At 71.5% G+C, this 21,818-nt stretch carries 21 protein-coding genes and 1 pseudogene; 14 read left to right on the top strand and 8 right to left on the bottom strand.

The features are described 5' to 3' along the window. Nucleotides 1-42: 42 nt before the first annotated feature. Nucleotides 43-480 carry a Fur family transcriptional regulator gene (locus ACFWPQ_RS16110; protein ID WP_384034139.1) on the bottom strand — a complete coding sequence of 146 codons (438 nt, stop codon included), beginning with the start codon at nucleotides 478-480 and terminating at the stop codon, nucleotides 43-45. Between the two features lie 208 nt (nucleotides 481-688). Between ACFWPQ_RS16110 and ACFWPQ_RS16105 the strand changes: the two genes are divergently transcribed. The 5 genes from ACFWPQ_RS16105 (at nucleotide 689) to ACFWPQ_RS16085 (ending at nucleotide 4,223) form a co-directional block, all read left to right on the top strand. After that, a complete protein-coding gene (locus ACFWPQ_RS16105) occupies nucleotides 689-1,063 on the top strand; it encodes an LPXTG cell wall anchor domain-containing protein (RefSeq protein WP_361287553.1) in 375 nt (124 codons plus the stop codon). Continuing rightward, entirely contained in the window at nucleotides 1,060-1,680 is a 621-nt protein-coding gene (locus ACFWPQ_RS16100) for a class F sortase (protein WP_384034135.1), read from the top strand. The genes ACFWPQ_RS16105 and ACFWPQ_RS16100 overlap by 4 nt, the downstream gene beginning before the upstream one ends. A gap of 102 nt (nucleotides 1,681-1,782) precedes the next feature. After that, entirely contained in the window at nucleotides 1,783-2,274 is a 492-nt protein-coding gene (locus ACFWPQ_RS16095; protein ID WP_361287547.1) for an RNA polymerase sigma factor, read from the top strand. After that, complete coding sequence (locus tag ACFWPQ_RS16090) at nucleotides 2,258-2,728, top strand: hypothetical protein (protein WP_384034131.1); 471 nt, start codon at nucleotides 2,258-2,260, stop codon at nucleotides 2,726-2,728. The genes ACFWPQ_RS16095 and ACFWPQ_RS16090 overlap by 17 nt, the downstream gene beginning before the upstream one ends. Nucleotides 2,729-3,101: 373 nt before the next feature. Continuing rightward, on the top strand, nucleotides 3,102-4,223 hold the full coding sequence (locus ACFWPQ_RS16085) for an acyltransferase family protein (protein WP_384034128.1): 1,122 nt from the start codon (nucleotides 3,102-3,104) through the stop codon (nucleotides 4,221-4,223). 34 nt (nucleotides 4,224-4,257) lie between these two features. Here ACFWPQ_RS16085 and ACFWPQ_RS16080 read toward each other — a convergent pair whose 3' ends face one another. Both ACFWPQ_RS16080 and ACFWPQ_RS16075 read right to left on the bottom strand, forming a co-directional pair. Beyond that, nucleotides 4,258-6,390: a discoidin domain-containing protein gene (locus tag ACFWPQ_RS16080; protein WP_384034126.1), complete on the bottom strand. Its 2,133-nt coding sequence runs from the start codon at nucleotides 6,388-6,390 to the stop codon at nucleotides 4,258-4,260. Between the two features lie 207 nt (nucleotides 6,391-6,597). Continuing rightward, entirely contained in the window at nucleotides 6,598-7,299 is a 702-nt protein-coding gene (locus ACFWPQ_RS16075) for an SDR family oxidoreductase (protein ID WP_384034123.1), read from the bottom strand. Nucleotides 7,300-7,594: 295 nt separating this feature from the next. Between ACFWPQ_RS16075 and ACFWPQ_RS16070 the strand changes: the two genes are divergently transcribed. Continuing rightward, nucleotides 7,595-8,515: an SGNH/GDSL hydrolase family protein gene (locus ACFWPQ_RS16070; RefSeq protein ID WP_384034120.1), complete on the top strand. Its 921-nt coding sequence runs from the start codon at nucleotides 7,595-7,597 to the stop codon at nucleotides 8,513-8,515. Here the strand turns inward: ACFWPQ_RS16070 and ACFWPQ_RS16065 are convergent. Beyond that, entirely contained in the window at nucleotides 8,512-8,955 is a 444-nt protein-coding gene (locus ACFWPQ_RS16065) for an Lrp/AsnC family transcriptional regulator (protein WP_384034117.1), read from the bottom strand. The genes ACFWPQ_RS16070 and ACFWPQ_RS16065 overlap by 4 nt on opposite strands. A 123-nt stretch (nucleotides 8,956-9,078) precedes the next feature. Between ACFWPQ_RS16065 and ACFWPQ_RS16060 the strand changes: the two genes are divergently transcribed. Both ACFWPQ_RS16060 and ACFWPQ_RS16055 read left to right on the top strand, forming a co-directional pair. Further along, nucleotides 9,079-9,648 (top strand): RBBP9/YdeN family alpha/beta hydrolase, encoded by a 570-nt coding sequence (locus tag ACFWPQ_RS16060; protein ID WP_384034114.1) that lies wholly within the window; start codon nucleotides 9,079-9,081, stop codon nucleotides 9,646-9,648. 68 nt (nucleotides 9,649-9,716) lie between these two features. Next, nucleotides 9,717-10,208 carry a peptidylprolyl isomerase gene (locus tag ACFWPQ_RS16055; protein ID WP_384034111.1) on the top strand — a complete coding sequence of 164 codons (492 nt, stop codon included), beginning with the start codon at nucleotides 9,717-9,719 and terminating at the stop codon, nucleotides 10,206-10,208. 61 nt (nucleotides 10,209-10,269) lie between these two features. Here the strand turns inward: ACFWPQ_RS16055 and ACFWPQ_RS16050 are convergent, their stop codons facing one another. From ACFWPQ_RS16050 to ACFWPQ_RS16035, 4 genes are all read right to left on the bottom strand, one after another. After that, nucleotides 10,270-11,283, bottom strand: coding sequence for an MASE1 domain-containing protein (locus tag ACFWPQ_RS16050; RefSeq protein ID WP_384034109.1), 1,014 nt, complete (start codon nucleotides 11,281-11,283; stop codon nucleotides 10,270-10,272). 80 nt (nucleotides 11,284-11,363) lie between these two features. Beyond that, nucleotides 11,364-12,191 (bottom strand): PP2C family protein-serine/threonine phosphatase, encoded by an 828-nt coding sequence (locus ACFWPQ_RS16045; protein ID WP_384034107.1) that lies wholly within the window; start codon nucleotides 12,189-12,191, stop codon nucleotides 11,364-11,366. Nucleotides 12,192-12,334: 143 nt separating this feature from the next. Next, nucleotides 12,335-13,438, bottom strand: a complete 1,104-nt coding sequence (locus tag ACFWPQ_RS16040; RefSeq protein WP_384034104.1) for a GNAT family N-acetyltransferase — start codon at nucleotides 13,436-13,438, stop codon at nucleotides 12,335-12,337. Nucleotides 13,439-13,754: 316 nt separating this feature from the next. Continuing rightward, on the bottom strand, nucleotides 13,755-15,566 hold the full coding sequence (locus ACFWPQ_RS16035) for an FAD-binding dehydrogenase (RefSeq protein ID WP_384034101.1): 1,812 nt from the start codon (nucleotides 15,564-15,566) through the stop codon (nucleotides 13,755-13,757). Nucleotides 15,567-15,894: 328 nt separating this feature from the next. Here ACFWPQ_RS16035 and ACFWPQ_RS16030 point away from each other — a divergent pair, with 328 nt between their 5' ends. From ACFWPQ_RS16030 to ACFWPQ_RS16005, 6 genes and pseudogenes are all read left to right on the top strand, one after another. After that, nucleotides 15,895-16,983 carry a substrate-binding domain-containing protein gene (locus ACFWPQ_RS16030; RefSeq protein WP_384034099.1) on the top strand — a complete coding sequence of 363 codons (1,089 nt, stop codon included), beginning with the start codon at nucleotides 15,895-15,897 and terminating at the stop codon, nucleotides 16,981-16,983. Between the two features lie 62 nt (nucleotides 16,984-17,045). Then, nucleotides 17,046-18,134 (top strand): mandelate racemase/muconate lactonizing enzyme family protein, encoded by a 1,089-nt coding sequence (locus ACFWPQ_RS16025; protein WP_384034096.1) that lies wholly within the window; start codon nucleotides 17,046-17,048, stop codon nucleotides 18,132-18,134. Then, entirely contained in the window at nucleotides 18,131-19,195 is a 1,065-nt protein-coding gene (locus ACFWPQ_RS16020) for an ABC transporter permease (protein ID WP_384034093.1), read from the top strand. The genes ACFWPQ_RS16025 and ACFWPQ_RS16020 overlap by 4 nt, the downstream gene beginning before the upstream one ends. Next, entirely contained in the window at nucleotides 19,192-20,217 is a 1,026-nt protein-coding gene (locus ACFWPQ_RS16015) for an ABC transporter permease (protein WP_384034090.1), read from the top strand. Before ACFWPQ_RS16020 ends, ACFWPQ_RS16015 begins: the two co-directional genes overlap by 4 nt. Further along, a complete protein-coding gene (locus ACFWPQ_RS16010; protein WP_384034088.1) occupies nucleotides 20,214-21,737 on the top strand; it encodes a sugar ABC transporter ATP-binding protein in 1,524 nt (507 codons plus the stop codon). Before ACFWPQ_RS16015 ends, ACFWPQ_RS16010 begins: the two co-directional genes overlap by 4 nt. Then, nucleotides 21,734-21,799 (top strand): annotated as a pseudogene (locus ACFWPQ_RS16005) (L-rhamnose mutarotase); the annotation flags it as partial. The gene ACFWPQ_RS16010 and the pseudogene ACFWPQ_RS16005, both read left to right, overlap by 4 nt. Between the last annotated feature and the right edge of the window lie 19 nt (nucleotides 21,800-21,818).

Here is a 21,818-nt window from a genome sequence, read left to right as displayed (position 1 = left end):
ACTCAGGAACTGCTGGACGTATTCAGGAACTGCTTGACGCACTCAGGAACTGCTGACGGTGGAACAGGCGGGGCACAGGCCCCAGTAGATGACCTCGGCCTCGTCGATCGCGAAGCCGTGGTCCTCCGAAGCGGTCAGGCACGGGGCGTCTCCGACCGCACAGTCGACATCGGCGACGGCACCGCACGACCGGCACAGGACGTGGTGGTGGTTGTCGCCGATACGCCCCTCGAACCGGGCCGGGCTGCCGGCCGGTTCGATACGGCGTATGAGTCCTGCCGTGGTGAGCGCGTGCAGCGCGTCGTACACGGCTTGAAGTGATATGTGGCCTACGCGCTCCCGGACGCCCGAGGCGATCGCCTCGACGTCGAGGTGGTCGCCGTGGCGGACGGTCTCCAGCAGCGCGACGCGGGCGGCCGTCACCCGCAGGCCGGCGCCACGCAGCTCAGCGGCGGTCGTCGGGGGCTGGGATGCGGTCATGACGTCAACCTATCGCTTTAAACACGAGTGATTCAAGAAAACAAACCACTCAAGTCTGGTGGCGAACCGGACAACGTCCGCCCCACGCGTCACCGCCGCACGACTTTGCCATCCCTTTACAACCCGTCCCCGCGCCGGGTCGTCTCTCCGCTCGATCCGTAACTCAGCCCGCCCCGACCACCGCGGGCCGACGAAAGAGAGCGTCCTCATGCGCCGAACTGTCCTGAGCGCCACGGCACTCGCCTGCACCGCCGTCCTGGCGGGCACCGTGCCCGCCTTCGCCGACGGCACCACCCCGAGCCCGGTCGCCACCGTGGCGCCGTCCCCCGCCCAGTCCGCGGAACCGTCCGCCGTCCCCTCCGAGGCGCCGTCCGCCGTGCCCAGCCGGACCGCGGCTCCCGCGCCGACGCGGGACGCGCACCAGGTCGCGGCGGTGCCGGCGGGCGCCCCCGACACCGGGGTGGCGGAGCCGTCCACGGGCTCCGGCTCCGAGAGCGCGCTGATCGGCGGGGGTGCGGCGGCCCTGCTCGCCGCGGGCGCGACGGTCTTCGCCGTTCGCCGCCGCCGGGCGACCGGGGCATGACCCCGCTCTCCAGGCGCGCCTTCGTCACCGCCGCGACGGCTTCGCTGCTGGCGGGCTGCGCGGGCCCGGCACCGGACCGGACGGCCCCGGCCGCCCACCGGCGGACGGCGACCTCGCCGCCCCCGGAGACGGCCGCCTCCGGTACCCCCGCCGCGCTCGGGCGGTCCGTGCCGGTCCGGCTGCGCATCCCGGCGATCGGGGTGGACACCCCGCTGCTGCGGCTGGGCCTCGCGGCCGACGGCACGGTGCAGGTGCCGCCGATCACGGCGCACGACCGGGCGGGCTGGTACCGCCACTCCCCCACCCCGGGGCAGACCGGCCCGTCGGTGATCCTCGGCCATGTCACGGTCGGCGCCTACGGGGACGGGGTGTTCCGCCGGCTCGCGGAGCTGCGCCGGGGCGAGCAGGTCGTGGTGCGCCTGGAGAACCGCAGGTCCGCGGTGTTCACCGTCGACGAGGTGCGTACGGTCGCCAAGGCCGCGTTCCCGACGCAGGACGTGTACGGGGACGTGGACCGCCCGGAGCTGCGGCTGATCACCTGCGGCGGTCCGCGCGGCGGCGACGGCTACCTCGACAACGTCATCGTCTTCGCCACGCTGACCGGCACGACACCCTGACCCGCCGGATCGGATGCGGGACCGGTGGAACGTACGCCACCGGTCCCGCATCCTCCCCGGCGAGCGAGCACCTTCGCTCGCCCCCTTCGACCCTGGAGAACGTTGAAACGGTCCCGTGACACGGCGGCCTCCGAGCTCTTCGCCGCCCTGTACCCGCGCCTGGCCGGCTGGTGCCGCCGTCTGGTCGACGACGACGAGACGGCGCACGAGATCGCCTCGGAGGCCTTCACCCGGCTGTGGGCCCGGTGGACGAAGGTGGAGGAGCCGCGCGGCTTCCTCTACGTCACCGCGGCCAACCTCGTCCGGGACCACTGGCGCAAGCTGGAGCGCGAGCGCCGTGCCGTGCGCCGCGCCGGCTCGGAGGCCGCGATCCGCCCGCACACCGAGCCGTCGGACCCCTCGGTACGGCTGCTGGTGCAGTCGCTGCCCGAGCGGCTGCGGGTGCCGATCCTGCTGCACTACTACGCTGACATGCCGATCCGGGAGGTGTCCGAGCTGACCGGGCGCAAGGAAGGAACCGTCAAGGCCGATCTGCACGCGGCCCGAGAACTGCTCCGCGGCCAACTGAGGAGAAGCCTTGACCACACGCTTTGACGACGAGCCCGAGTTCGACGGCCCCGACGACCCCCTCGCGGTCATCCTGCGGCCGCCGGCCGCGCACCTCGGTCCGCCGCAGGGCCGCTACGAGGAGATCCGCCGGTCCGCGGGCCGCCGCCGGCTCGTCCGCACCGTGGCCGGAGCCGGGGTGACCTGTGCCGTGGCCGTCGGCGTCGCCCTGTCGCTGCATCTGACGGCGCCTGCCGCGCCGCACTCCCCCCAGGTCCCCCTGGCGCCGCCGACCGTCAGCCCCACCGCCCCGCACCGCCCCTCGGGATCCCCGGCCCCCGCCACCCCCAGCCCGCGCCCGAGTGTCGCGCCCACGCAACGGGGGACCACACAGGCTCCCGCCCGGGGGCCGTCGGCGGCCGCGTCCACGATCCCGTCGGCGGTCCGGGGCACTCCGTCCGAGTACCGGCCGAGCGCCGTCGCCACGGCGGCCACGCGTTGAGCGCTACTTTCGAAGTGCCACGTCATGTCGTCGATCAGCTGCGGCGCCGTCGTGGCTGATCGCGCAGTTCCTCCCCCAGCCTTCGGCCGGGGGTACCCCCAGCGCCCCTTTGGGGCGCTGCCGCACCGTCAACGCGACGGCGGCCGGCGTCATCCGTTCGTGCCTCCGTCTTCCGACGCACCGCCCGCGCCCCAAAGGCGCGGGTCAAGACGCCACTCCGGCGCGTGCGGAGCCCGGCGGGGGCCACGGCCCGGATGGCGGAGGCTGCGCCTCGGCGTTGGTGTGATGTTTTGTACAAAGCCGGAATGAAAGGCGTGGAACGGGCAACGCTCCGTTTCATGCTCCACGCGCGAACCCTCCGGCAGGTGACTCGATGACGACGGCGACCCAGGCCCCTCCGACCGCTCCGGCCGCCGCGCCACCCGCCCGCACCCTGCCGTCCGCCTCCGCCCCTTCGCTGCCCTCCCTGACCGGACTGAGATGGATGGCCGCACTGCTGGTCTTCGGGCTGCACGTGCACAACTTCCGCTACTTCGGCGGCGCCGGTGGCCGCATCGTGTCCTGGGGGTTCGAGGCCGGCGCCTCGGGGGTGTCGTTCTTCTTCGTCCTCTCCGGGTTCGTCCTGATGTGGTCCGCGCGGCCCGGCGACCGGGCGACGCGCTTCTGGTGGCGGCGCGTCGCCCGGGTCTACCCGGTGCACCTGGTCACCGTCGCCGTCGCGCTGGTCATGGTGTGCACGCTGCCCCGCCAGCCGAGGCCGACCCTGCTGCAGGGCCTGGCCGACGTGTTCCTGGTGCACTCCTGGTGGCGGCCGTGGTGGCAGACGCTGGACCCGGTCAGCTGGTCGCTGGCCTGCGAGGCGTTCTTCTACGCCGCGTTCCCGCTGCTGGCGCTGCTGCTGCGCCGGCTGGGCGGGCGGGGCGCCACGGCGCTGGCCGCGCTGGCCCTGCTGACGGTGCTGGCGCTGGCCTGGACGGACGCGCACCACTGGTGGACGCAGCCGATCAGTTCCTTCCCGGCCGCCCGGCTGCCGGAGTTCGTACTGGGCGCTGCCGCCGCGCGTCTTGTGCTGCTCGGCCGGTGGCGCGGACCCGGCCTGGAGGCCTCGCTGGCGCTGGCGGTCATCGGCTACTTCCTGGTCCCGCAGGTCACCGCCGAGTACGCGGCCACCGCCTGCACCATCACGGGCTTCGCGCTGCTCATCCCGGCGGCGGCCGTCGCCGACCTGCACGGCCTGCCCTCGCTGTGGCGGCGCCGGTGGCTGGTCCGCCTCGGCGAACTGTCGTTCGCGTTCTACATGGTCCATCTGCTGGTGCTGCGGGCGGGCACCCACCTGCTCGGCACCCGCCCGCGTTTCGACCTGTTCACCGGCACGGTCGTCGCCGCCGTCGCGTTCACCGTGTCGCTGGGCCTGTCCTGGCTCCTGTACGAGGGCGTGGAGCGGCCCGCGCGGCGGCTGTTGCTACGGCGTCCGGCACGGCGGCGGACGGCCTAGCCGGATCCGGCCGGACCGGACCTGACCTGACCGGCTACGGGAACTGCGTCACCTTGGACGGGGTCGTGCTGGTCCCCGAGGTCGGCGACCCTGTGGTGTTGACGACGTGGGCGTACTGGCCCATGCCGCCGAGGGAGATCACCAGCAGGTCGTGCATCTTGATGCCCGAACCGGTCGGCACCTGGAAGCCGTTGGACTGCACGATCGTCGGATCGGCCGTGTAGTTGCAGTAGCTGCCCAGGCCCCAGGCCTCGTGGGTGGTCACGGTGTCGGCGACCTTGTAGGCCGCGTAGCCGACGACGCCGTCGTGGGTGATGGCGGCGGCGTTCGGGGCGTCGTACGCCTTCTCGTTCTGGAAGAAGATCGTGCGGCCGCGTTCGCCGTTCCAGTAGACGTCGTACTTGTTGAAGTGCTCGACGAACAGTCCGGTGGCGAGGACGTCGTTGCCGTTGACTCTGAGGCCGTAGTCGGCGCGGTTGGTGTCCCAGCCGACGCCGCTGCCGTGGTCGGCGCGCCAGAGCCAGGTGTGGTCGATGATCACGTTGTTGCTGTTGACGACCACGGAGTTGGTGGCGAGGCCGGGTCCGGCGCCGCCGACGCGGACGAACACGTCCTGCATGGACGTGGGGTTGGCGGAGTGGTCGGCGGTGGAGCCGGGGTCGCCGATCCGCAGCAGGGTGTCGGAGTTGACGGTGCCCGCGTCGATGAGGAACCCGGCGAGCTTGACGCCGTCGACGTCGGCGACGTGCATGGCGTCGATGCCGTTGTCGGGGACCAGGGTGGCGAGGCCGAGGCCGAGGACCACGGTGTTGGCGCGGGTCACGTTGATGGTCTGGTCGAGGTGGTAGATGCCCGGGGTGAAGAGGAGGTTGAGGCCCTGGGCGAGGGCCTGGTTGATGGTGGCGGCGGTGGCGCCGGGCTTGACGACGTAGAACTGGTCCAGCGGGATGGAGGTGCCCGCATTGGCCGGCCAGGACACGCCCCGGGCGTTGGTGCGCTTGGCCGGCACGAAGACCTTGTAGGCGCTGCCGTCCAGGTAGAGGAACGGCTTCTCGCGCGAGACGGGGGTGGTGTCCAGCGTGGTGTACGGGCCGGTGTCGAAGTTGGTCGCGGGTGCGCCCTCGACCCCGGAGAAGGTCATGTTCCACACGCCGTTGGTCCAGCCGCCGACCGAGCTGTCGCGGGTGTACCACTGCTGCTGGGAGTACGGGCCGACGGTGCCGTCGATCTTGGAGTCGGCGATGTAGCCGCCGGAGGCCCAGCCGTAGCCGTTCGGGGCGAGGTTGAGGCCGCCCTTGACGTGGATACGGCGGAAGGGGGCCGCCTGAGCCACGGCCCACCGGTCGGTGCCGTTGGACGGCGTGATGGCGAAGTTCTCCGCCGAGCGCCAGAAGTTCTGGGTGGCGTTGCCGTTGAACCAGCCGGCGTCGACCGTGACGTCACCGTTGATCTGGGTGTCGTCGGGGTTGAGGCCGAGCCCGGAGATCGAGGTGTAGAAGCCGATCTGGGCGTTGATGCCGTTGTAGGTGCCCGGCTTGAGCAGGAACTGGTAGCGGCCGGTGCCGAACTGGGCCGACTCCTGCTGGGCGAAGACGGAGTCGAACGTCGCCTGGAGGTTCGGCGTGGACGGGTCGACGACGATCACGTTGGGGCCGAGGTCGCCGCCGCCCTGGACCGGGGGTGTGCCGGTGGTGGTGCCGTAGACCTGGAACTCCCAGAGCGAGTAGCCCCACTGGGTGGCGCGGTGCACGCCCAGCATCCGGACGTAGCGGCCCTGCCCGGAGACGGTGAGGGTGTCGGTGCCGCCGTCGCCGCCGGTGACGGACTGCAGGTCGGTCCAGTTGCTGCCGTCCGAGGAGATCTGGACCTTGTAGTCCTTGCCGTAGGCGGTCTCCCAGTTGAGGACCACCTGGTTGACCTGGGCGGTGGCGCCGAGGTCGACCTGGAGCCACTGGTCGTCGGTGAAGGCGGACGACCAGCGGGTGCCGGTGTTGCCGTCCACCGCGTTCCCGGCGGCGGTCCCGGCGTTCTCCTCGGAGGACGCGGTGGCCGTCCTGCCCTGGGACAACGGGGTGTCGGCGGCCTGCGCCGCCGGCGCGTGCGCGACGGGGAGGGCCAGCAGCGCTGCCATGGCAGCGAGCGCTACGCCCAAGGATCTCAGTCTCATCAGCGGCTCCCTGAGGTGGGCAGGGGGTACGTCCAACCGACGCACCCCACTGCTTAGTTCAGGATTTGATTTAAGTGGTGAGGCAACCGGGCGACAACCCTTCGGCAGCGGATTTTTCAACGACCGGCCCCGAGCCCGCGCCGAACGGGCCGCCCGCCTGGAGAACGGGACGGAAGGGGGCGGCGCCGTTCGGATGCGGGGTCCTCGTCACCGGGCGAGCTGCTGGTACATGGCGGCGAGGTCACCCGAGAGGGCACCCTTCGCCCAGCGGGTGAGGTCGTCGCCGAGCACCTCCCAGGCGTCCGACTCGATGCCGTCGAGGGCGGCCGCCGCGATGTCCTCGGGCTTCGCCTTGGCGCCGTCGACGTGCGCCGCCATGTCGGTGTCGACGTAGCCCATGTGCAGGCCGGTGACGCCGATGCCACGCGGCTGGAGCGCCAGGCGCAGGCTGTTGGTCTGCGACCACAGCGCCGCCTTGGACGCACTGTAGGCGCCGCCCTCGGCGATCCAGGACAGGACCGAGTGCACGTTCAGGATGTGGCCGCCGCCGTTGCGCTCGATGACCGGGACGAAGGCGCGGGTGAGCAGCAGGGGGCCGTAGAAGTTGGTCTCGAACTCCTGGCGGATGTCGTCCAGCGAGGAGGTCAGGAAGCGGGTGCCGGTGGCGACCCCGGCGTTGTTGACCAGGATGGTGACGTCCTGGGCCTGCCCGGCGACCGCGGCCACGGAGTCGGGGTCGGTCACCTCCAGGGCCAGCGCCACGGCGTCGGGGTGGGTGACGGTGCGCGGGTCGCGGGCGGTGGCGTAGACCTTGCCGGCGCCGCGCGCGTACAGCTCTTCCACCAGCGCCTTTCCGACGCCTCGGCTGCCGCCGGTGACGAGGACGACTGAGTCCTTGATCGCGGTCATGACACTCACGCTCCAGACATGCGAAGAGATGGGAAACCGATCGGTTTCCATCGGGTCCCGCCCATCGTAAACCGATCGGTTTCCAGGTTCAATCGCGGAGCGCGGGGGTCGCCCCGACGTGATCGCGGGCAGAACCGGATGCCCGTACGGGCAGGGCGGGTTACTCGATCCAGTTCCTTGCGTCCGACCTCTGGCTTCGGACTCCTACCGGGCGGTATACAGACCCCCGACACACGCGTGCGGGCCGCCCGTCGGGACCGGTTCCGTGCGCGTCCTGGTTCCTGGGGGGATCTCCATGGCGTACGGCATCCCGTCCGACGGTTCGGCGAGACGGCACCGGCGGAAGGCCACCGTGGCGGCGGCGCTGGGCGGCTGCGCCCTGGTGGCCGCGTCCACGACACCGGCCGCGGCGCACGGCGGCGGCCCCGGCCCCGGACACGACCGCGGCACGAGCTACGTGGCGCTCGGTGACTCCTACACCTCGGGCCCGGTCATCCCGACGCAGGTCGACGCGAACTGCGCCCGCTCCGACCACAACTACCCCTCGCTGGTGGCGGCGGCCCGGCACGTGAGCGCGTTCAAGGACGTGAGCTGTTCCGGGGCGACGACCGCCGAGATGTGGAAGGCCCAGGGCACCAACGGGCCCCAGCTCGACGCCGTGCAGCGGAGCACCGACCTGGTGACCGTCCAGATCGGCGGCAACGACATCGGGTTCAGCTCGATCATCGGCACCTGCGCGGCGCTGAGCTCGAAGGACCTGACGGGCAACCCCTGCCAGCAGTACTACAACGCGTCCGGCACCGATCAGCTGACGCTCACCATCGCGCAGACCGCGCCCAAGGTCGACAAGGTGGTGCGGGCGATCCGCGCCCGGGCCCCGCACGCCCGGATCCTGGTCGTCGGCTACCCCGACCTGCTGCCCGACGACGGCAGCGGCTGCTATCCGACGGTGCCCTTCGCCGCCAAGGACTTCCCCTACCTCCGGGACGTCGGGAAGCGGCTGAACCTCATGCTGCGCGCGGTCGCCGCGTGGAACGGCGCCCGGTACGTGGACACCTACGGCCCGACCGTCGGCCACGACATGTGCAAGGCCCCGGCCGACCGCTGGATCGAGCCCCTCCAGCCGACCTCGCCGGCGGCCCCGGCCCACCCCAACGCCAAGGGCGAGGCAGCCATGGCCGGGGCGGTGCTGAACCGCCTGGAGCGGCGCTACTAGGGGTTCGTGGGCAGCGGCTTGGAGGGATAGCCGCGCAGGACGAGGGACGTGGTGACCGGGCCGTGGCGGGCCAGGGAGTCCACGACCTCCTCGAGGCGTTCGGCGTGGCTGCAGTGCACGTCGAAGAGCAGGCAGTCCTCGCCGGTCACCCGGAGCGTCGAGACGACCTCCGGGGTCCGGGCGGCGAGGGCGAGCGCCGTCGGCAATTGCGCGTGCGTGGTGCGCAGCCGGACCACGGCGTGGATGTTGAGCCCGAGCGCGGCGGGGGCGACGACGGCTCGGTAGCCGGTGATGACACCGCTCTTCTCCAGCCGCTGGATGCGGGCGCCCGCCGCCGGCTGGGAGAGTCCGACACGCCGCCCGACCTCGGCTCCGGTGAGCCGGCCCTCGGTCTGGAGCAGCTCCAGGATGGCCCGGTCGATGTCGTCGAGTGATTCCATCGTCCTCGTCCCCACTTTCCTCTGGATCACTTGCCGGGCCGCGCCGCCGCCACTGGTCCGTCCAGAATCGCCCGCAGGACGGGTCCGGCAGGGGCCGGGTCACGACGGAAAGGGCGGTCGGCGGTGGTCGCGTACGTCATCATCCCCGGGATCGACGGGTCGGACGAAAGGCACTGGCAGAGCCGGTGGGAGCGGGCCTGGGGCGAGGCGGCGGTGCGGATCGCTCCTCGGTCGTGGGCCCGGCCCGAGCTGCGGGACTGGGTGGCCGCGGTGCAGTCCGCCTACGAGGTCGCCGTCGCCCGGGACGGCCGGGCGGAAGGCGGGGCGGACGGCCGGGTGGCTCTGGTGGCGCACAGTCTCGGTTGCTGGGCGGCGGCCGAGTGGCTGGCGTGGGCGCGGCCCGCGGAGGTCACGGCGTTCCTGGCCGCGCCGCCCGACCCCCGGGGACCAGCATTCCCGGGTGCGGCCGCGCCGACGTTCCTGGAGCTGTCCGCCCGCCCACTGCCCGGACCGGCCCTGGTGGTGGCGAGCGAGGACGATCCCTACGCCGACGCCACGGCCTCCGCGGCGCTGGCATCGGGCTGGCGGGTACCGTGGCACTCCGTCGGCGCGCACGGGCATCTCAACTCCGCGAGCGGTCTCGGTGACTGGCCCGTCGGCCGGCAGCTGCTGGACACCCTGCTGAGCCCCTGAACGGCTCCGGTACCGCGACACCCCGGGCCGTGCGGCCCCCTGGGACGGTTCGCGATAGGTTGACCTGCATGAGCGACAACGTTTATTTCGACATCTCGATCAACAACGAGCCGGCCGGCCGGATCGTGTTCAACCTGTTCGACGACGTGGTGCCCGAGACGGCCCGCAACTTCCGCGAGCTCGCCACGGGGCAGAACGGTTTCGGGTACGCCGGTTCCGGCTTCCACCGGATCATCCCGCAGTTCATGCTCCAGGGCGGTGACTTCACCCGCGGCGACGGCACCGGCGGCAAGAGCATCTACGGCGAGAAGTTCAAGGACGAGAACTTCAAGCTCAAGCACGACCGTCCGTACCTGCTGAGCATGGCCAACGCGGGCAAGAACACCAACGGCTCGCAGTTCTTCGTCACCACCGTCGTGACGTCCTGGCTGGACGGCAAGCACGTGGTCTTCGGCGAGGTCGTGGAGGGCCAGGACATCGTCGACAGGATCGAGGGCTACGGCTCCCAGAGCGGTGCCCCGAAGGCCAAGGTCGAGATCACGGCGAGCGGCACCGTCTGATTTCCCGACGGCGTCTTTCCGCGGGGGACCGGGCGGCTCGCCCGGTCCCCCGCGGCGTCGGTCACCGGGCGTCGCGCTCGCGCCGCGGTTCCGCCCCCTCTGGCGGGGTGCGCCCGGCCGGGGAGTCGTGCGCGGTGAGGTGTTCCAGGACCTCGGCCAGTTCCTTGCAGGCCTCCGCGACGGAGAGCCGGGTGTTGTGCTGCTCGGTGATGACGGCCGACAGCAGCAGCGCGGTCAGCGCCATGGAGCCGTTGAACAGCTGCAGCTTCAGCATCACCTCGACGGGGGACAGCCGGGCGAACGCGCCGGTGCCGTCGGTCGCGGCGACCGTCGCCATCACCGACGTGAACAGGGCGCAGAGCATGCTGCCCGCCAGCCGGAACCGCAGCGCGGCCCAGATCAGCAGCGGGTAGACGAGGAACAGCGCGCTCAGGGAGCTGTGCGTGGCCACCGGGACCAGGACCGCCGCTACGGCCGCGAGGGCCAGGACCTCCTTCCAGCGGGCCAGGGACGGCGGCCCCCGGGTCTCGAACAGCACCAGCAGGACCGGGGTGACGATCAGGACGCCCATCGCGTCGCCCACCCACCACGCCAGCCAGATCGGCCAGAAGTGGGTCGTGTCGAGCTTGCCGGCCAGAACGAGGGTGGCCACGTCGATGCCGGAGCTGATCGCCATGGCGGTGAACGCTCCGAGGAACACCAGGGCGATGCCGTCCCGCAGCCGGCTCAGTTCGGTGCGGAAGCCGACCCGGCGCAGCATCAGGTACGCGCACACCGGCCCGGCCGTGTTGCCGACGAGGATGCCCAGGGCGTCGGGTCCGGGTGTGCCGAGCGACAGCACGAGGAAGAGGGCGCCGAGCGTGATGCCCGGCCAGCAGCCCAGTCCGAAGACCAGCAGACAGGCCAGCGCCACACCGGTCGGCGGGTAGATGGGGGTGAAGACGGCGCCCTCGACGGTGAGCCGGCACAGGAGGCCGAGCCGTCCTGCCGCGTAGTAGCAGGTGGCGACGGCCAGCGTCCGGAGAGCGAGGACGGCCGGCCGGCGCAGCTCCTGGTTACCCACCACACCAGCCATCAGACACCGCGGCGGCCGGGTCGGCGAGGCGGGCGCCGCCCGCGGCTGACGCGAAGTGGCCGGTGCCGGTGCCCCCAGGGCTACGGTGTGGTGTCCAGGCCGTCGTGGCCCATGACCAGGACGGCCGCGTCGTCCTCGTGGCCGACGCGTTCCGCGCCCTTGATCACGGCGGCGGCCAGGGACTGTGCCTCGAGTCCGGCGACGGCGGCGACACCGGCGAGCCGTACCACCTGGTCGAGTCCCTCCTCGATGGGCATCGACGGCCCCTCCACCACCCCGTCGGTGAGCAGCACGACCATGCCGCCGGTGGTGAGCCGGTACCGGGCCACCGGGTAGTCGGCGCCGGGCTCGATGCCCATCGGCGGTCCGCCCTCGTCCTCCCCGAGCCCGGACTTTCCGTCGGCGGTGGCCCAGACGAACGGGACGTGGCCGGCCCGGGCGCTCTCCAGCACCCCGGTCTCCGGGTCGAGGCGCATGAAGGTGCAGGTCGCGAAGAGGTCGCTGCCCAGGGACACCAGCAGGTCGTTGGTGCGCGCGAGCAGCTCGCCCGGATCGCCGGTCACCGAGGCGAGGGCCCGCAGGGCCGCGCGGACCTGGCCCATGAAGGCGGCCGCCTCGATGTTGTGGCCCTGGACGTCGCCTATGGACAGGCCGATGTGCCCGTCCGGCAGGGTGAAGGCGTCGTACCAGTCGCCGCCCACGTTGAGCCCGTAGCAGGCGGGCGCGTACCGGACGGCCAGGTGGAAGCGGGGGGTGTCGGGCAGGTCCCGGGGCAGCATGCCGCGCTGGAGGGCGATGGCCAGCTCCACCTGCGAACGCTGGTACTCGGCCCGCTCGCGTGCCTGGGCGGTGAGCGACCTGAGTCTGGCCAGCAGCTCGTCGTCGTCCGTTGAGCGCTTGCGGGGCATGGTTCACTCCGGCCGAGGATCCGTCCTTACCAGGGCAAACCCCTAGAATTTCACCTTTACAGGATCATAGTGCGAACGGTGGGCGGGTGGTCGGCCGCGGCGGCGACGGCCGGGTGCGGCAGGCCGTCGCCGGGCGGCTCGGTTCACCCCTTGCCCAGGCCGTCCGGGCGACGGGACGCGCGCAGTGTGCCGACCGTCTTCAGCAGCCGGTCCGCCGGGTCGCGCAGCCGGGGATGGGCGAGGACGGTGTTGCGCAGCCCGCGGACCGGCCGGCGCCACAGGCGGTGCGCCGCGGCCACCGGGTGGGTGCGGGTGGCGAACCCCTCGCCCACCCGCAGTTCGCGGGTCTTCAGCCAGTCCTTGTACTCCTTGTCGCCGCGCCCCAGGTCGACGAGGGTGACCCCGCCGCGCGCCGCGGCCTCGGCGGTGCGCAGATGCATCATCAACCCCGGCGAGTAGTAGTGCAGTTCGGGGTCGTAGGCGGTGAACCAGGCGGCCAGTACGGTGCTTGAGCGCGGGCCGAAGTGCGCGGCCACCGGCCGGTCGCCGGCGTAGAGCACGGACAGCACGCCGGTGAAGTGCTCCTCGCGGACGTGGAAGAGGTGGTCCACGAGGTCGACGATCCAGGGGCGGGCGAAGCGGTCCATGCGTCCGGTCCGCCGGTACTGGGCGGACTTCCAGCGCATCAGCGTGCGCAGGGCCGCGGGGTCGCGCTCGTCGAACTCGAAGCGCAGGTCACCGATGTCGCGGCCGAGGCGCCGTTCCTTCTTCAGTGTGGTCTTCGCCAGGCCCGGGTAGGTGGCCCGCAGCCACTCGGGGTAGCCGGCGTCGCCGGGCTTCACGTCGATCACCGGGGAGGCGAAGGTGCCGGTGACGTGTGGGGCGAAAGGTCTCTGCTCGGCCACCAGGTGGTCGAACTCGAAGATGGACATCCCGCAGGCGCTCAGCAGTTCCTGGGCGTCCCAGGCGACTCCGGGCCGGTGCACCAGCGCCTGGCAGTCGGAGAGGCCGAGGCCGACGGCCCGGCCGACGCCGAGGGCGTTGCGCTCGTACGGGAGGAAGCCGACGGGTTCACCGCCCTCGCGCAGGACCGCCACCCGCACGCCGGCGCGGTGCTTACCGACGCCGATCGTGAACTCCGGGGCCAGAAAAGGGTTGGCGTACTCCGGCGACTCGTCCATCGCGCGGTGCCAGGCCCGGCAGAGCGACTGGGTCAGCTCGCCGGGTCTGTGGATCGTTACGTCCACCTCAGATCAACCGCCCTTCGGCTGACGAGGTGTGTGGCGCATGACTGCACTGACCTTGGGATCGCATGGGCGACCGCTCCCCCCCATAACGCGTCTGCCGCGTTCTGCCGTTCTGCCGTTTCTACGAACAGCTCCTGTTCCCCGCTGTACACCTTCGTTCCGCGACCGGCGACGGGGTCGCCGGTCCGGAGGTGTCGCTCAAACGTCGCGAAACAGTACGCACGCTGTCAAGGGTGCCACTGTCGGGGCGGGTTGGGGGTGGGTAAGTCGGACTATCTCGGTCCTTTCTGCCAGGCCTCCGTCAGGGCCGCCCCCGTCAGGTCGCCGTCGCCGCGGCCGCCGCACGCCCCGCCTGCCGGCCGGAGAAGAGGCAGCCGCCGAGGAAGGTGCCCTCCAGCGAGCGGTAGCCGTGCACCCCGCCGCCGCCGAAGCCCGCGACCTCGCCGGCGGCGTACAGCCCGGGCACCGGCGAGCCGCTGCTGTTCAGGACGCGCCCGGAGAGGTCGGTCTGGAGGCCGCCGAGGGTCTTGCGGGTGAGGATGTTCAGCCGGACCGCGATCAGCGGCCCGGCGCTGGAGTCCAGGATCCGGTGGATCGACGCCGTACGGCTGAGGGAGTCGCCGATGTAGCTGAGGGCGTTGCGGATGCCCTGGACCTGGACGTCCTTGGTGTACGGGTTGTCGATCTCGCGGTCGCGGGCCTCGATCTGCCGTTTGAGGTCGGCGAGGTCGATGAGGTTGTCGCCGGTCAGCTTGTTCATGCCGGTGACGAGGTCCGTGAGGTTGTCGGCGACCACGAAGTCCGCGCCGTTGTTCTTGAACTTCTCGATGGGCTCCGGGGTCTGCCAGATCCGGGAGAGCAGCTGCCAGACGTTCTTGTTGGTGAGGTCGGGGTTCTGTTCGGAACCGGAGAGCGCGAACTCCTTGGCGATGATCTTCTGGGTGGTGACGAACCAGGAGTAGTCGTAGCCGGAGGCGGTGATCGACCCGAGGGTGTGCAGGGTGTCGTAGCCGGGGATGTCGGGCGTGTTGAAGCGGCGGCCCTTGGCGTCGAACCACATGGAGGACGGGCCGGGCAGGATGCGGATGCCGTGGTTCGGCCAGATCGGGGCGTAGTTGCGCAGGCCCTCGGTGTAGTGCCACATCCGGTCCGGGTTGACGATCCGGCCGCCCGCCTGGGCGGTGATGCCGAGCATCCGGCCGTCCACGTGCGCGGGCACGCCGGTCACCATGAACTTCGGCGGGGTACCGAGCCGGGCCGGCCAGTTCTGCCGTACCAGGTCGTGGTTGGCGCCGATGCCGCCCGAGGTCACCACCACGACCGGGGCCCGCAGCTCGAAGTCGCCGACGACGGTACGGCTGCTGGCGGTGCCGCGGGCCGCGCTGCTGGGCTCCAGGACCGCGCCCCGGACACCGGTCACCGCCCCGCCCGTGGTCACCAGCTCGTCGACCCGGTAGCGGAACTTGAAGGTCACCTTCCCGGCTGCGACCGCCGCGCGGACCTTCTTCTCGAAGGGTTCGACAACGGCCGGACCGGTCCCCCAGGTCACGTGGAAGCGGGGCACGGAGTTGCCGTGCCCGTCGGCGAGGCCGCCGCCGCGCTCGGCCCAGCCCACGATCGGGAACCACTGCACGCCCAGCCCGGAGAGCCAGGACCGCTTCTCGCCGGAGGCGAAGTTCACATACGACTCGGCCCACTTGTAGGCCCAGTAGTCCTGGCCGTTCGGGTCGCCCACGCCCCGGTCGAAGCCGGCCGTGCCGAGCCAGTCCTGCCAGGCGAGGTCGTGGGAGTCCTTGACGCCCATCAGCCGCTGTTCGTCGGAGTCGACGAAGAACAGACCGCCGAAGGACCAGAACGCCTGGCCGCCGAGGCTCGCCTCCGGCTCCTGGTCGAGCAGCAGCACCTTGCGGCCGGCGGCGGCGAGTTCGGCGGTCGCGACCAGGCCGGCGAGGCCGTGGCCGACGACGATCGCGTCCGCGTCCTGCGACTCGGCGGCGAACGCACCGGCCTGACCGAGAGTCATACCGGCGAGCGCGCCGCCCGCCACCGTCAGCACCTGACGGCGGGTGAACCGGGACGACTGCTCGGAGCCTTCGATCGCGCCGGTGCCTGCGCTGGGATTCTCCATGGGGGGGTTGCCTTCCGTACGGATGCGGGCGGTGCGGGAGACATGACTGGGACTGCCGGGACGGCCAGGTGTTACCGACGGTAGCCCATGGTGGGAGCCGTGGACCAGAGTCGTGCGCGACCGGATCGCGGCCGAACTGCCGTACAGACAAGCCGAGTTGCATTTCCGAATTTCCTATAGGATCTGTCGACCCTCTCGACGACATCGACTGCGCTGTTCATTGAATCCCCCCTGCTTGAAACGGTTCTTGTCCAAGACCTTGACGCACACCTCCCCCTGCCCCACGATCACCGCATCGATTTCCTATCTGATCCTGCAGGGGTGGGAGATGCACTTCCCGACCAGATCCGTCCTGTCCGGGGTTCTCACGGCGGCACTGCTCGCCACGGGGACCGCGGCCTGCACCTACCGCAACGCACCCACCGCCGCCGGGCAGGCCTCGACCGCCGGACGCAGCGGTGACGGCGCCGACCTGGCCGACGGGTCGGGGACCAAGGTGGCCCTCGTGCCCGGGGGCGCCCATCCGTACTTCCAGCCGTGGAAGACGGCGGGGGCCGCCGCGAAGAAGACCTACGGCCTCGGGGACGTCACGTTCGACGAGACGGCCGAGTGGGACCAGCAGAAGCAGAACAACCTGCTGTCCACGCTCGCCGCCCGCGGCTACAACGCCTTCGGGGTGTTCGGCGTCTCCCCCACCGACATCAACACCACCTTCGCCGACCTCAAGTCGCAGGGCTTCCCGGTGGCTTCCCTGGGTTCCTGCCCGGCCGGCGACACGGACGAGGCCGACTTCTGCCTCTCCACGGACGTCGAACTCGCCGCCTACAAAGCCGCGAAGGCGGCCATCGAGGCGATGGGCGGCAAGGGCACCCTGGTCCATCTGACCGGCAACAACGTGGACGCCAACACCCAGTTGCGGATCAAGGGCGTGGCCCGGGCCGTCAAGGAGTCCGGCGGGAAGGTGAAGCTCCTGCAGACCGTCACCGACATCGACACCGACCTGCAGACCGCGCAGAAGGCCGTGTCCGACCTGATGGCGGCCAAGGGCGACCAGATCACGGGCATCGTCGCCACCGCCTACAACCCGGCCGTCGCCGCCGCCGACGCCGTCAGGTCGTCCGGCTCCAGGGCGAAGGTCATCGCCATCGACGACGACGCCAAGATCCTCAGCGGCATCAGGCAGGGCACCGTCACGGCGACCGTCGTACAGAACCCCACCGGCCAGGCCGAGATCGGCACCTGGGCGCTCGCACTGCTCCAGACGAAGCAGTGCACCGTGCGCGACCCCGGGGTGAAGGTCGACTCGGGTTCGTTCGTCGTCACCGAGGCGAACGTCGGCGACTACGACAAGGCCCGGCAGGAGAAGACCAGGCAGCTGAGGACGGAGTTCGCCGACAAGTACCTCTCGTGCGGCTGACCGCCTCGAAAGAGCCCGATGAGCCCGAAGAGCGCGAAGAGCCCGAAAGAGAACGGACATCGATGAGCATCATCACGACCGCGACCGCCCGGCTGGTCGACATCGCCGTCGAGACGGACCGGACCGACGCGGTGCAGTCCTTCGTCAAACAGGAGACGGTCCTGGTCGACCTGGCGACGGCGGACGGTCTCGCGGGCACCGGCTACGCGTACACGATCGGCACCGGCGGCACCTCCGTACTGGCCCTGCTGCAGGACCATCTGCTGCCCGCCCTCGTCGGACAGGACGCCCGCAACGTCGAGGCGCTGTGGCAGCGGCTGTTCGCCCTGACCCGGGCCACCACCACCGGCGCCATCACCTCCCTGGCCCTCGCCACCGTGGACACCGCGCTGTGGGACGTGCGGTGCAAGCGGGCCGGGGAGCCGCTGTGGCGGCTGGCCGGCGGACACCGCCAGGAGGTGCCGGTCTACGACACCGAGGGCGGCTGGCTCCATCTGAGCACCGAGGAACTGGTCAAGGGCGCCCTGCGGGCCCAGGAGGCGGGCTGGGCGGGCGTCAAGGTCAAGGTGGGCAGGCCGCATCCCGCCGAGGACGCGGAGCGGCTGCGCGCCGTGCGCGAGGCGGTCGGTCCCACGCTGCACGTCATGACCGATGCCAACCAGTCCCAGACGGCGTCCTCGGCGCTCCGGCTCGCGGCCGCGTTGGAGCCGTACGACCCGTACTGGCTGGAGGAGCCGCTGCCCGCGGACGACATCAGCGGGCATGCCCGGCTCGCGCGGGCGACGCGGATCCCGGTGGCCGTCGGCGAGTCCATGTACTCGCTCATGCAGTTCCGCAGCTACCTGGAGACGGGTGCCGCGTCCGTCGTGCAGGTCGACGCGGCGCGGATCGGCGGCATCACCCCGTGGCTGAAGGCCGCGCACCTGGCGGAGAGCCACAACGTGATGGTCTGCCCGCACTTCCTGATGGAGCTGCACGTCAGCCTGGCCGCCGCGGTGCCCAACGGCAGCTTCGTCGAGTACATCCCGCAGTTGCGGGCCGTGACCCGGACCGAGCTGACCATCCGCGACGGCCTGGCGGTGGCCCCGGACGTGCCGGGGATCGGCATCGACTGGGACCTGGACGCCCTCGACGACCGGAGGGTGGCATGACGACGTCCGTCAGCCCGCCGCAGACCGTCCCGGAGGAGAAGGCGCCCGCCCACCGGATGCCGTTCTGGGTCAACCAGCGGCTCGGTCTGCTGGTGCTGGTCATCGCGCTGAGCATCCTGTTCGGCGTGCTCCGGCCCGCCTTCCTCGACCAGCGCCTGGTGCTCTTCCCACTGCTGCGGGACGTCGCCACGCTGACCGTCGTCGCGCTCGCCCAGATGGTCGCCCTGTCCGTGGGGCACATGAACCTCGCGGTCGGGCGGATGGCGGCCTTCGGCGCCATGTTCGCGGGCCTCGGCTACGACAAGCTCCATCTGCCCATGCAGTTGGGCCTGTTGCTGTGCCTGGTCGCGGGCGCGGCGATCGGCGCGGTCACCGGCTGGCTGATCGCACGTACCGGGGTGAGCTCCTTCGTCGTCACGCTGGCGATGGACTTCGCCCTGCTGGGCCTGGTGTCCCTGATGTACTCGGCGCTCACCGAGGACGCCGCCTTCACCACCCGCCCGGCCGGCATCGACGCACTGCGGTCCTACTCGCTGGCGGACATCTGCGTGGGCCCGGTCTGCGGCTCCCCGGCGATCCCGCAACTGGCCCAGTTCACCGTGTTCGCCATGCTCGGTCTCGGCTTCCTGTACGGCTGCACCCGCATCGGCCGGGAACTGCTGCTGACCGGGGCGAACCCGGCCGCCGCCGAGCTGTCCGGCATCCCCACCGGACGCCGGGTCCTGCTCGCCCACACCCTCTCCGGGCTGCTCGCGGCGCTCGCCGGGTTCATGGCCGCCGCCGGGACGGGCACGTTCCGCGCCTCCATCGGCGACGACTTCATGCTGCCGTCCTTCCTGGGCGCGGTGCTCGGCGGCACCCTGCTCACCGGCGGGGTGGTGTCCGTGCTGGGCACGCTGCTCGGCACCGCGCTGGTCGGCGTGATCCGCAAGGGGCTCGACCTGCTCGGCGTCGGCCTGGAAAGCCTCAACATCTACCTCGGCTGCATCCTGCTGCTTGCCCTGTCGGCAGACCGGATCCGCACCGTGGTGTCCTATCGCAAGGTGGTGCGCTCCACATGAGCACGATCCGCGACCAGCAGAGCCGGGCCGCCGCGGCGCTGCACCGGTTCTCCCGTACGACGACGGCCATGCTGCTGCTGGTCGTCGTGGCAGGGGCGGTGGCGCTGGAGGTGGCGTCGTCGGGCTCCTTCTTCGAGGGCCCCTCGGTACGGGTCTTCCTCCAGTACCTCGCCACGCCCATCCTCATCGGCCTCGCCCAGATGGTGGCGCTGTGCGTGGGCCAGCTCAATCTCGCCGTCGGCGCCCTGGGCGGCTTCACCGCCTGCCTGACGGGCGTCCTGATGGCCGACCACGGGGTGCCGGCCGGGGTCGCCGTGCTCGTGGGGCTGCTGACGGCGACCGCCGTCGGCCTGGTGACCGGTGTCGTCATCGTGGCCACGCAGATCAACGGGTTCATCGTCACCCTCGCCACGATGACGATCCTGCTGGGAGCGCAGTACCGGCTGGTCGGCACCCGGACCGTCGACGGCTACTCCGCCACGCTGCGCGACCTGGGCACGGCGGCGCCGCTGGACATCCCGCTCGTCTTCGTCACGGCGATCGTCGCGGCCGTCCTGCTGGGCGCGTTCATGTACCGCACGGTCGCCGGCCGGCGGCTGCTCGCGGCCGGCGGCAACCCGCTGGCCGCACGGCTGTCGGGCATCTCCACCGACCGGCAGATCGTGGCCGCGCACACCCTGTCCGGGCTGCTCGTCGGCGTGGCCGCCGTCACCGCCACCGCCTCGCTGCCGGGCGTCAACCGCAGCGTCGGCGGCGACTGGCTGCTGCCCAGCTTCGCCGCGCCGATCATCGGCGGGGTCGCGCTGACCGGTGGCTCCATCGCGGTGTTCGGGACCGTCCTCGCGGCCTTCGTGACCCGGCTCATCGACGCGGCCCGCGCCCAGTTCTCGCTGGACCCGAGCTGGGTCAACCTGCTGATCGGCCTGGTCGTGCTCGGCACGGTCGCCGGCGGGCACCTGCACCAGACGCGGCTGGCGAAGGCCGCCACCACGCCGTCACCGCAGCCGGGAGGCGCCCGATGAGTACGGTCCTCCTCGAATGCCACGACCTCGTGAAGGTCTTCCCCGGCGTCCGCGCCCTGGACGGCGTGCGGCTGCGGCTCACCGCCGGCTCCGTGCACGCGCTCCTCGGTGAGAACGGCGCCGGCAAGTCCACCCTCATCAAGGTCCTGACCGGGGTGCACTCCCCCGACGGCGGCACCCTCGCCTGGTGCGGCGAACCGGTGCAGCTGCGCTCTCCCCTGGAGGCGACCCGGACCGGCATCGGCGTCGTCCACCAGGAACGCAACCTCATCCCCGGCTTCTCGGTGGCCGAGAACATCACCCTGCAGAAGCCGCCCGCACGCCGTGGTCTGGTCGACTACGCGGCCATGACCGAACCGGCCGTCGCCTGCCTCACGGAGCTGGGCGTCGACCTCGACCCGGACCGGCCGGTGCGCGAGCTGTCCGTCGCCCAGCAGCAGTTGGTGGAGATCGCCAAGGCCCTGTACACCGAGAGCCGGGTGCTGCTCCTGGACGAGCCCACCGCCTCCCTCTCCCCCGAGGAGACGGAGCACCTGTTCGCGGTGGTCCGGCGGCTGGCCGAGCGCGGTGCCTGTGTCGTCTTCGTCAGCCACAAACTGGAGGAGGTCTTCGCCCTCTGCGACACGGTCACCGTGCTGCGGGACGGGAAGTCGGTGCTGGAGTCGTCGCCGCTGGCCGACCACTCCCACGACGACATCGTGAGCCTGATGGTGGGCCGCGCCCACGCGGCGGCCGAGATGCTCCCGCGCACGGTCGACCGGTCCGCCGCGCCGGTCCTGGAGCTGGACGCGGTCGCCACGGCCGGCGGGCACCGGGACATCAGCCTGGCGGTGCGGCCCGGGGAGATCCTCGGCCTGTACGGGCTGGTCGGCGCGGGCCGGAGCGAGCTGGTCAAGGCGGTGCTCGGGCTCGACCGCATCACCGCCGGAGAGGTCCGGGTGCACGGCAGGCCGGCCCGCATCGGCTCGCCCCGCCAGGCCCTGCACGAGTTCGGGATCGGGTACGTGACCGAGAACCGCAAGGAGGAGGGCGTCTTCCTGGAACAGCCCATCGTCCGCAACATCACGGTGACGGTGTGGAAGAGGCTGGCCAAGGCGCTCGGGTTCGTCCCGGCGGGCGAGGAACGCGCCGTCGCCCAGGACCTCGTCGACCGGCTCGGCATCCGGATCACCGGCCTCGCGCAGAACGCCGGTGAGCTCTCCGGCGGCAACCAGCAGAAGGTCAGCCTCGCCAAGTGGCTGGCCGCCGACACCCGGTTGCTCGTCGTCGACGAACCGACGGTGGGCGTCGACGTGCGCACCAAACGCGCCTTCCACGAACTCCTCTGGGACCTGGCCCGTGACGGCCTGCCGATCCTGCTGATCAGCAGCGACCTCGCGGAGATGGTCACCCTCGCCGACCGGATCGTCGTCATGACCGACCACCGCGTCCGCGGCGAGGTCGACAACGACCGGGACTACGACCGGATGAGCGGCCGGATCATCCGCCTGATCCACGACCGCGACGCGGTGCGCTCATGAGGCGGGTGGCGCAGGTCATCGCCGTACGACCGGAACAGCTCGACAGATACCGCGAGTTGCACCGCAAGGTGCCGGAGCCGA

Origin of the sequence: Streptomyces sp. NPDC058464, from assembly GCF_042721035.1 — a bacterium.
GTDB lineage: Bacteria > Actinomycetota > Actinomycetes > Streptomycetales > Streptomycetaceae > Streptomyces.
The sequence above is the reverse complement of the archived record's forward strand: the minus strand, read 5'-3'. Positions and strand labels throughout refer to the sequence as shown.

Coding starts and splice junctions, on each gene's coding strand:
- ACFWPQ_RS16110 (WP_384034139.1), bottom strand. CDS start 480: ATGACCGCATCCCAGCCCCCGACGACCGCCGCTGAGCTGCGTGGCGCC.
- ACFWPQ_RS16105 (WP_361287553.1), top strand. CDS start 689: ATGCGCCGAACTGTCCTGAGCGCCACGGCACTCGCCTGCACCGCCGTC.
- ACFWPQ_RS16100 (WP_384034135.1), top strand. CDS start 1,060: ATGACCCCGCTCTCCAGGCGCGCCTTCGTCACCGCCGCGACGGCTTCG.
- ACFWPQ_RS16085 (WP_384034128.1), top strand. CDS start 3,102: ATGACGACGGCGACCCAGGCCCCTCCGACCGCTCCGGCCGCCGCGCCA.
- ACFWPQ_RS16080 (WP_384034126.1), bottom strand. CDS start 6,390: ATGAGACTGAGATCCTTGGGCGTAGCGCTCGCTGCCATGGCAGCGCTG.
- ACFWPQ_RS16075 (WP_384034123.1), bottom strand. CDS start 7,299: ATGACCGCGATCAAGGACTCAGTCGTCCTCGTCACCGGCGGCAGCCGA.
- ACFWPQ_RS16070 (WP_384034120.1), top strand. CDS start 7,595: ATGGCGTACGGCATCCCGTCCGACGGTTCGGCGAGACGGCACCGGCGG.
- ACFWPQ_RS16065 (WP_384034117.1), bottom strand. CDS start 8,955: ATGGAATCACTCGACGACATCGACCGGGCCATCCTGGAGCTGCTCCAG.
- ACFWPQ_RS16055 (WP_384034111.1), top strand. CDS start 9,717: ATGAGCGACAACGTTTATTTCGACATCTCGATCAACAACGAGCCGGCC.
- ACFWPQ_RS16050 (WP_384034109.1), bottom strand. CDS start 11,283: ATGGCTGGTGTGGTGGGTAACCAGGAGCTGCGCCGGCCGGCCGTCCTC.
- ACFWPQ_RS16045 (WP_384034107.1), bottom strand. CDS start 12,191: ATGCCCCGCAAGCGCTCAACGGACGACGACGAGCTGCTGGCCAGACTC.
- ACFWPQ_RS16035 (WP_384034101.1), bottom strand. CDS start 15,566: ATGGAGAATCCCAGCGCAGGCACCGGCGCGATCGAAGGCTCCGAGCAG.
- ACFWPQ_RS16030 (WP_384034099.1), top strand. CDS start 15,895: ATGCACTTCCCGACCAGATCCGTCCTGTCCGGGGTTCTCACGGCGGCA.
- ACFWPQ_RS16025 (WP_384034096.1), top strand. CDS start 17,046: ATGAGCATCATCACGACCGCGACCGCCCGGCTGGTCGACATCGCCGTC.
- ACFWPQ_RS16020 (WP_384034093.1), top strand. CDS start 18,131: ATGACGACGTCCGTCAGCCCGCCGCAGACCGTCCCGGAGGAGAAGGCG.
- ACFWPQ_RS16015 (WP_384034090.1), top strand. CDS start 19,192: ATGAGCACGATCCGCGACCAGCAGAGCCGGGCCGCCGCGGCGCTGCAC.
- ACFWPQ_RS16010 (WP_384034088.1), top strand. CDS start 20,214: ATGAGTACGGTCCTCCTCGAATGCCACGACCTCGTGAAGGTCTTCCCC.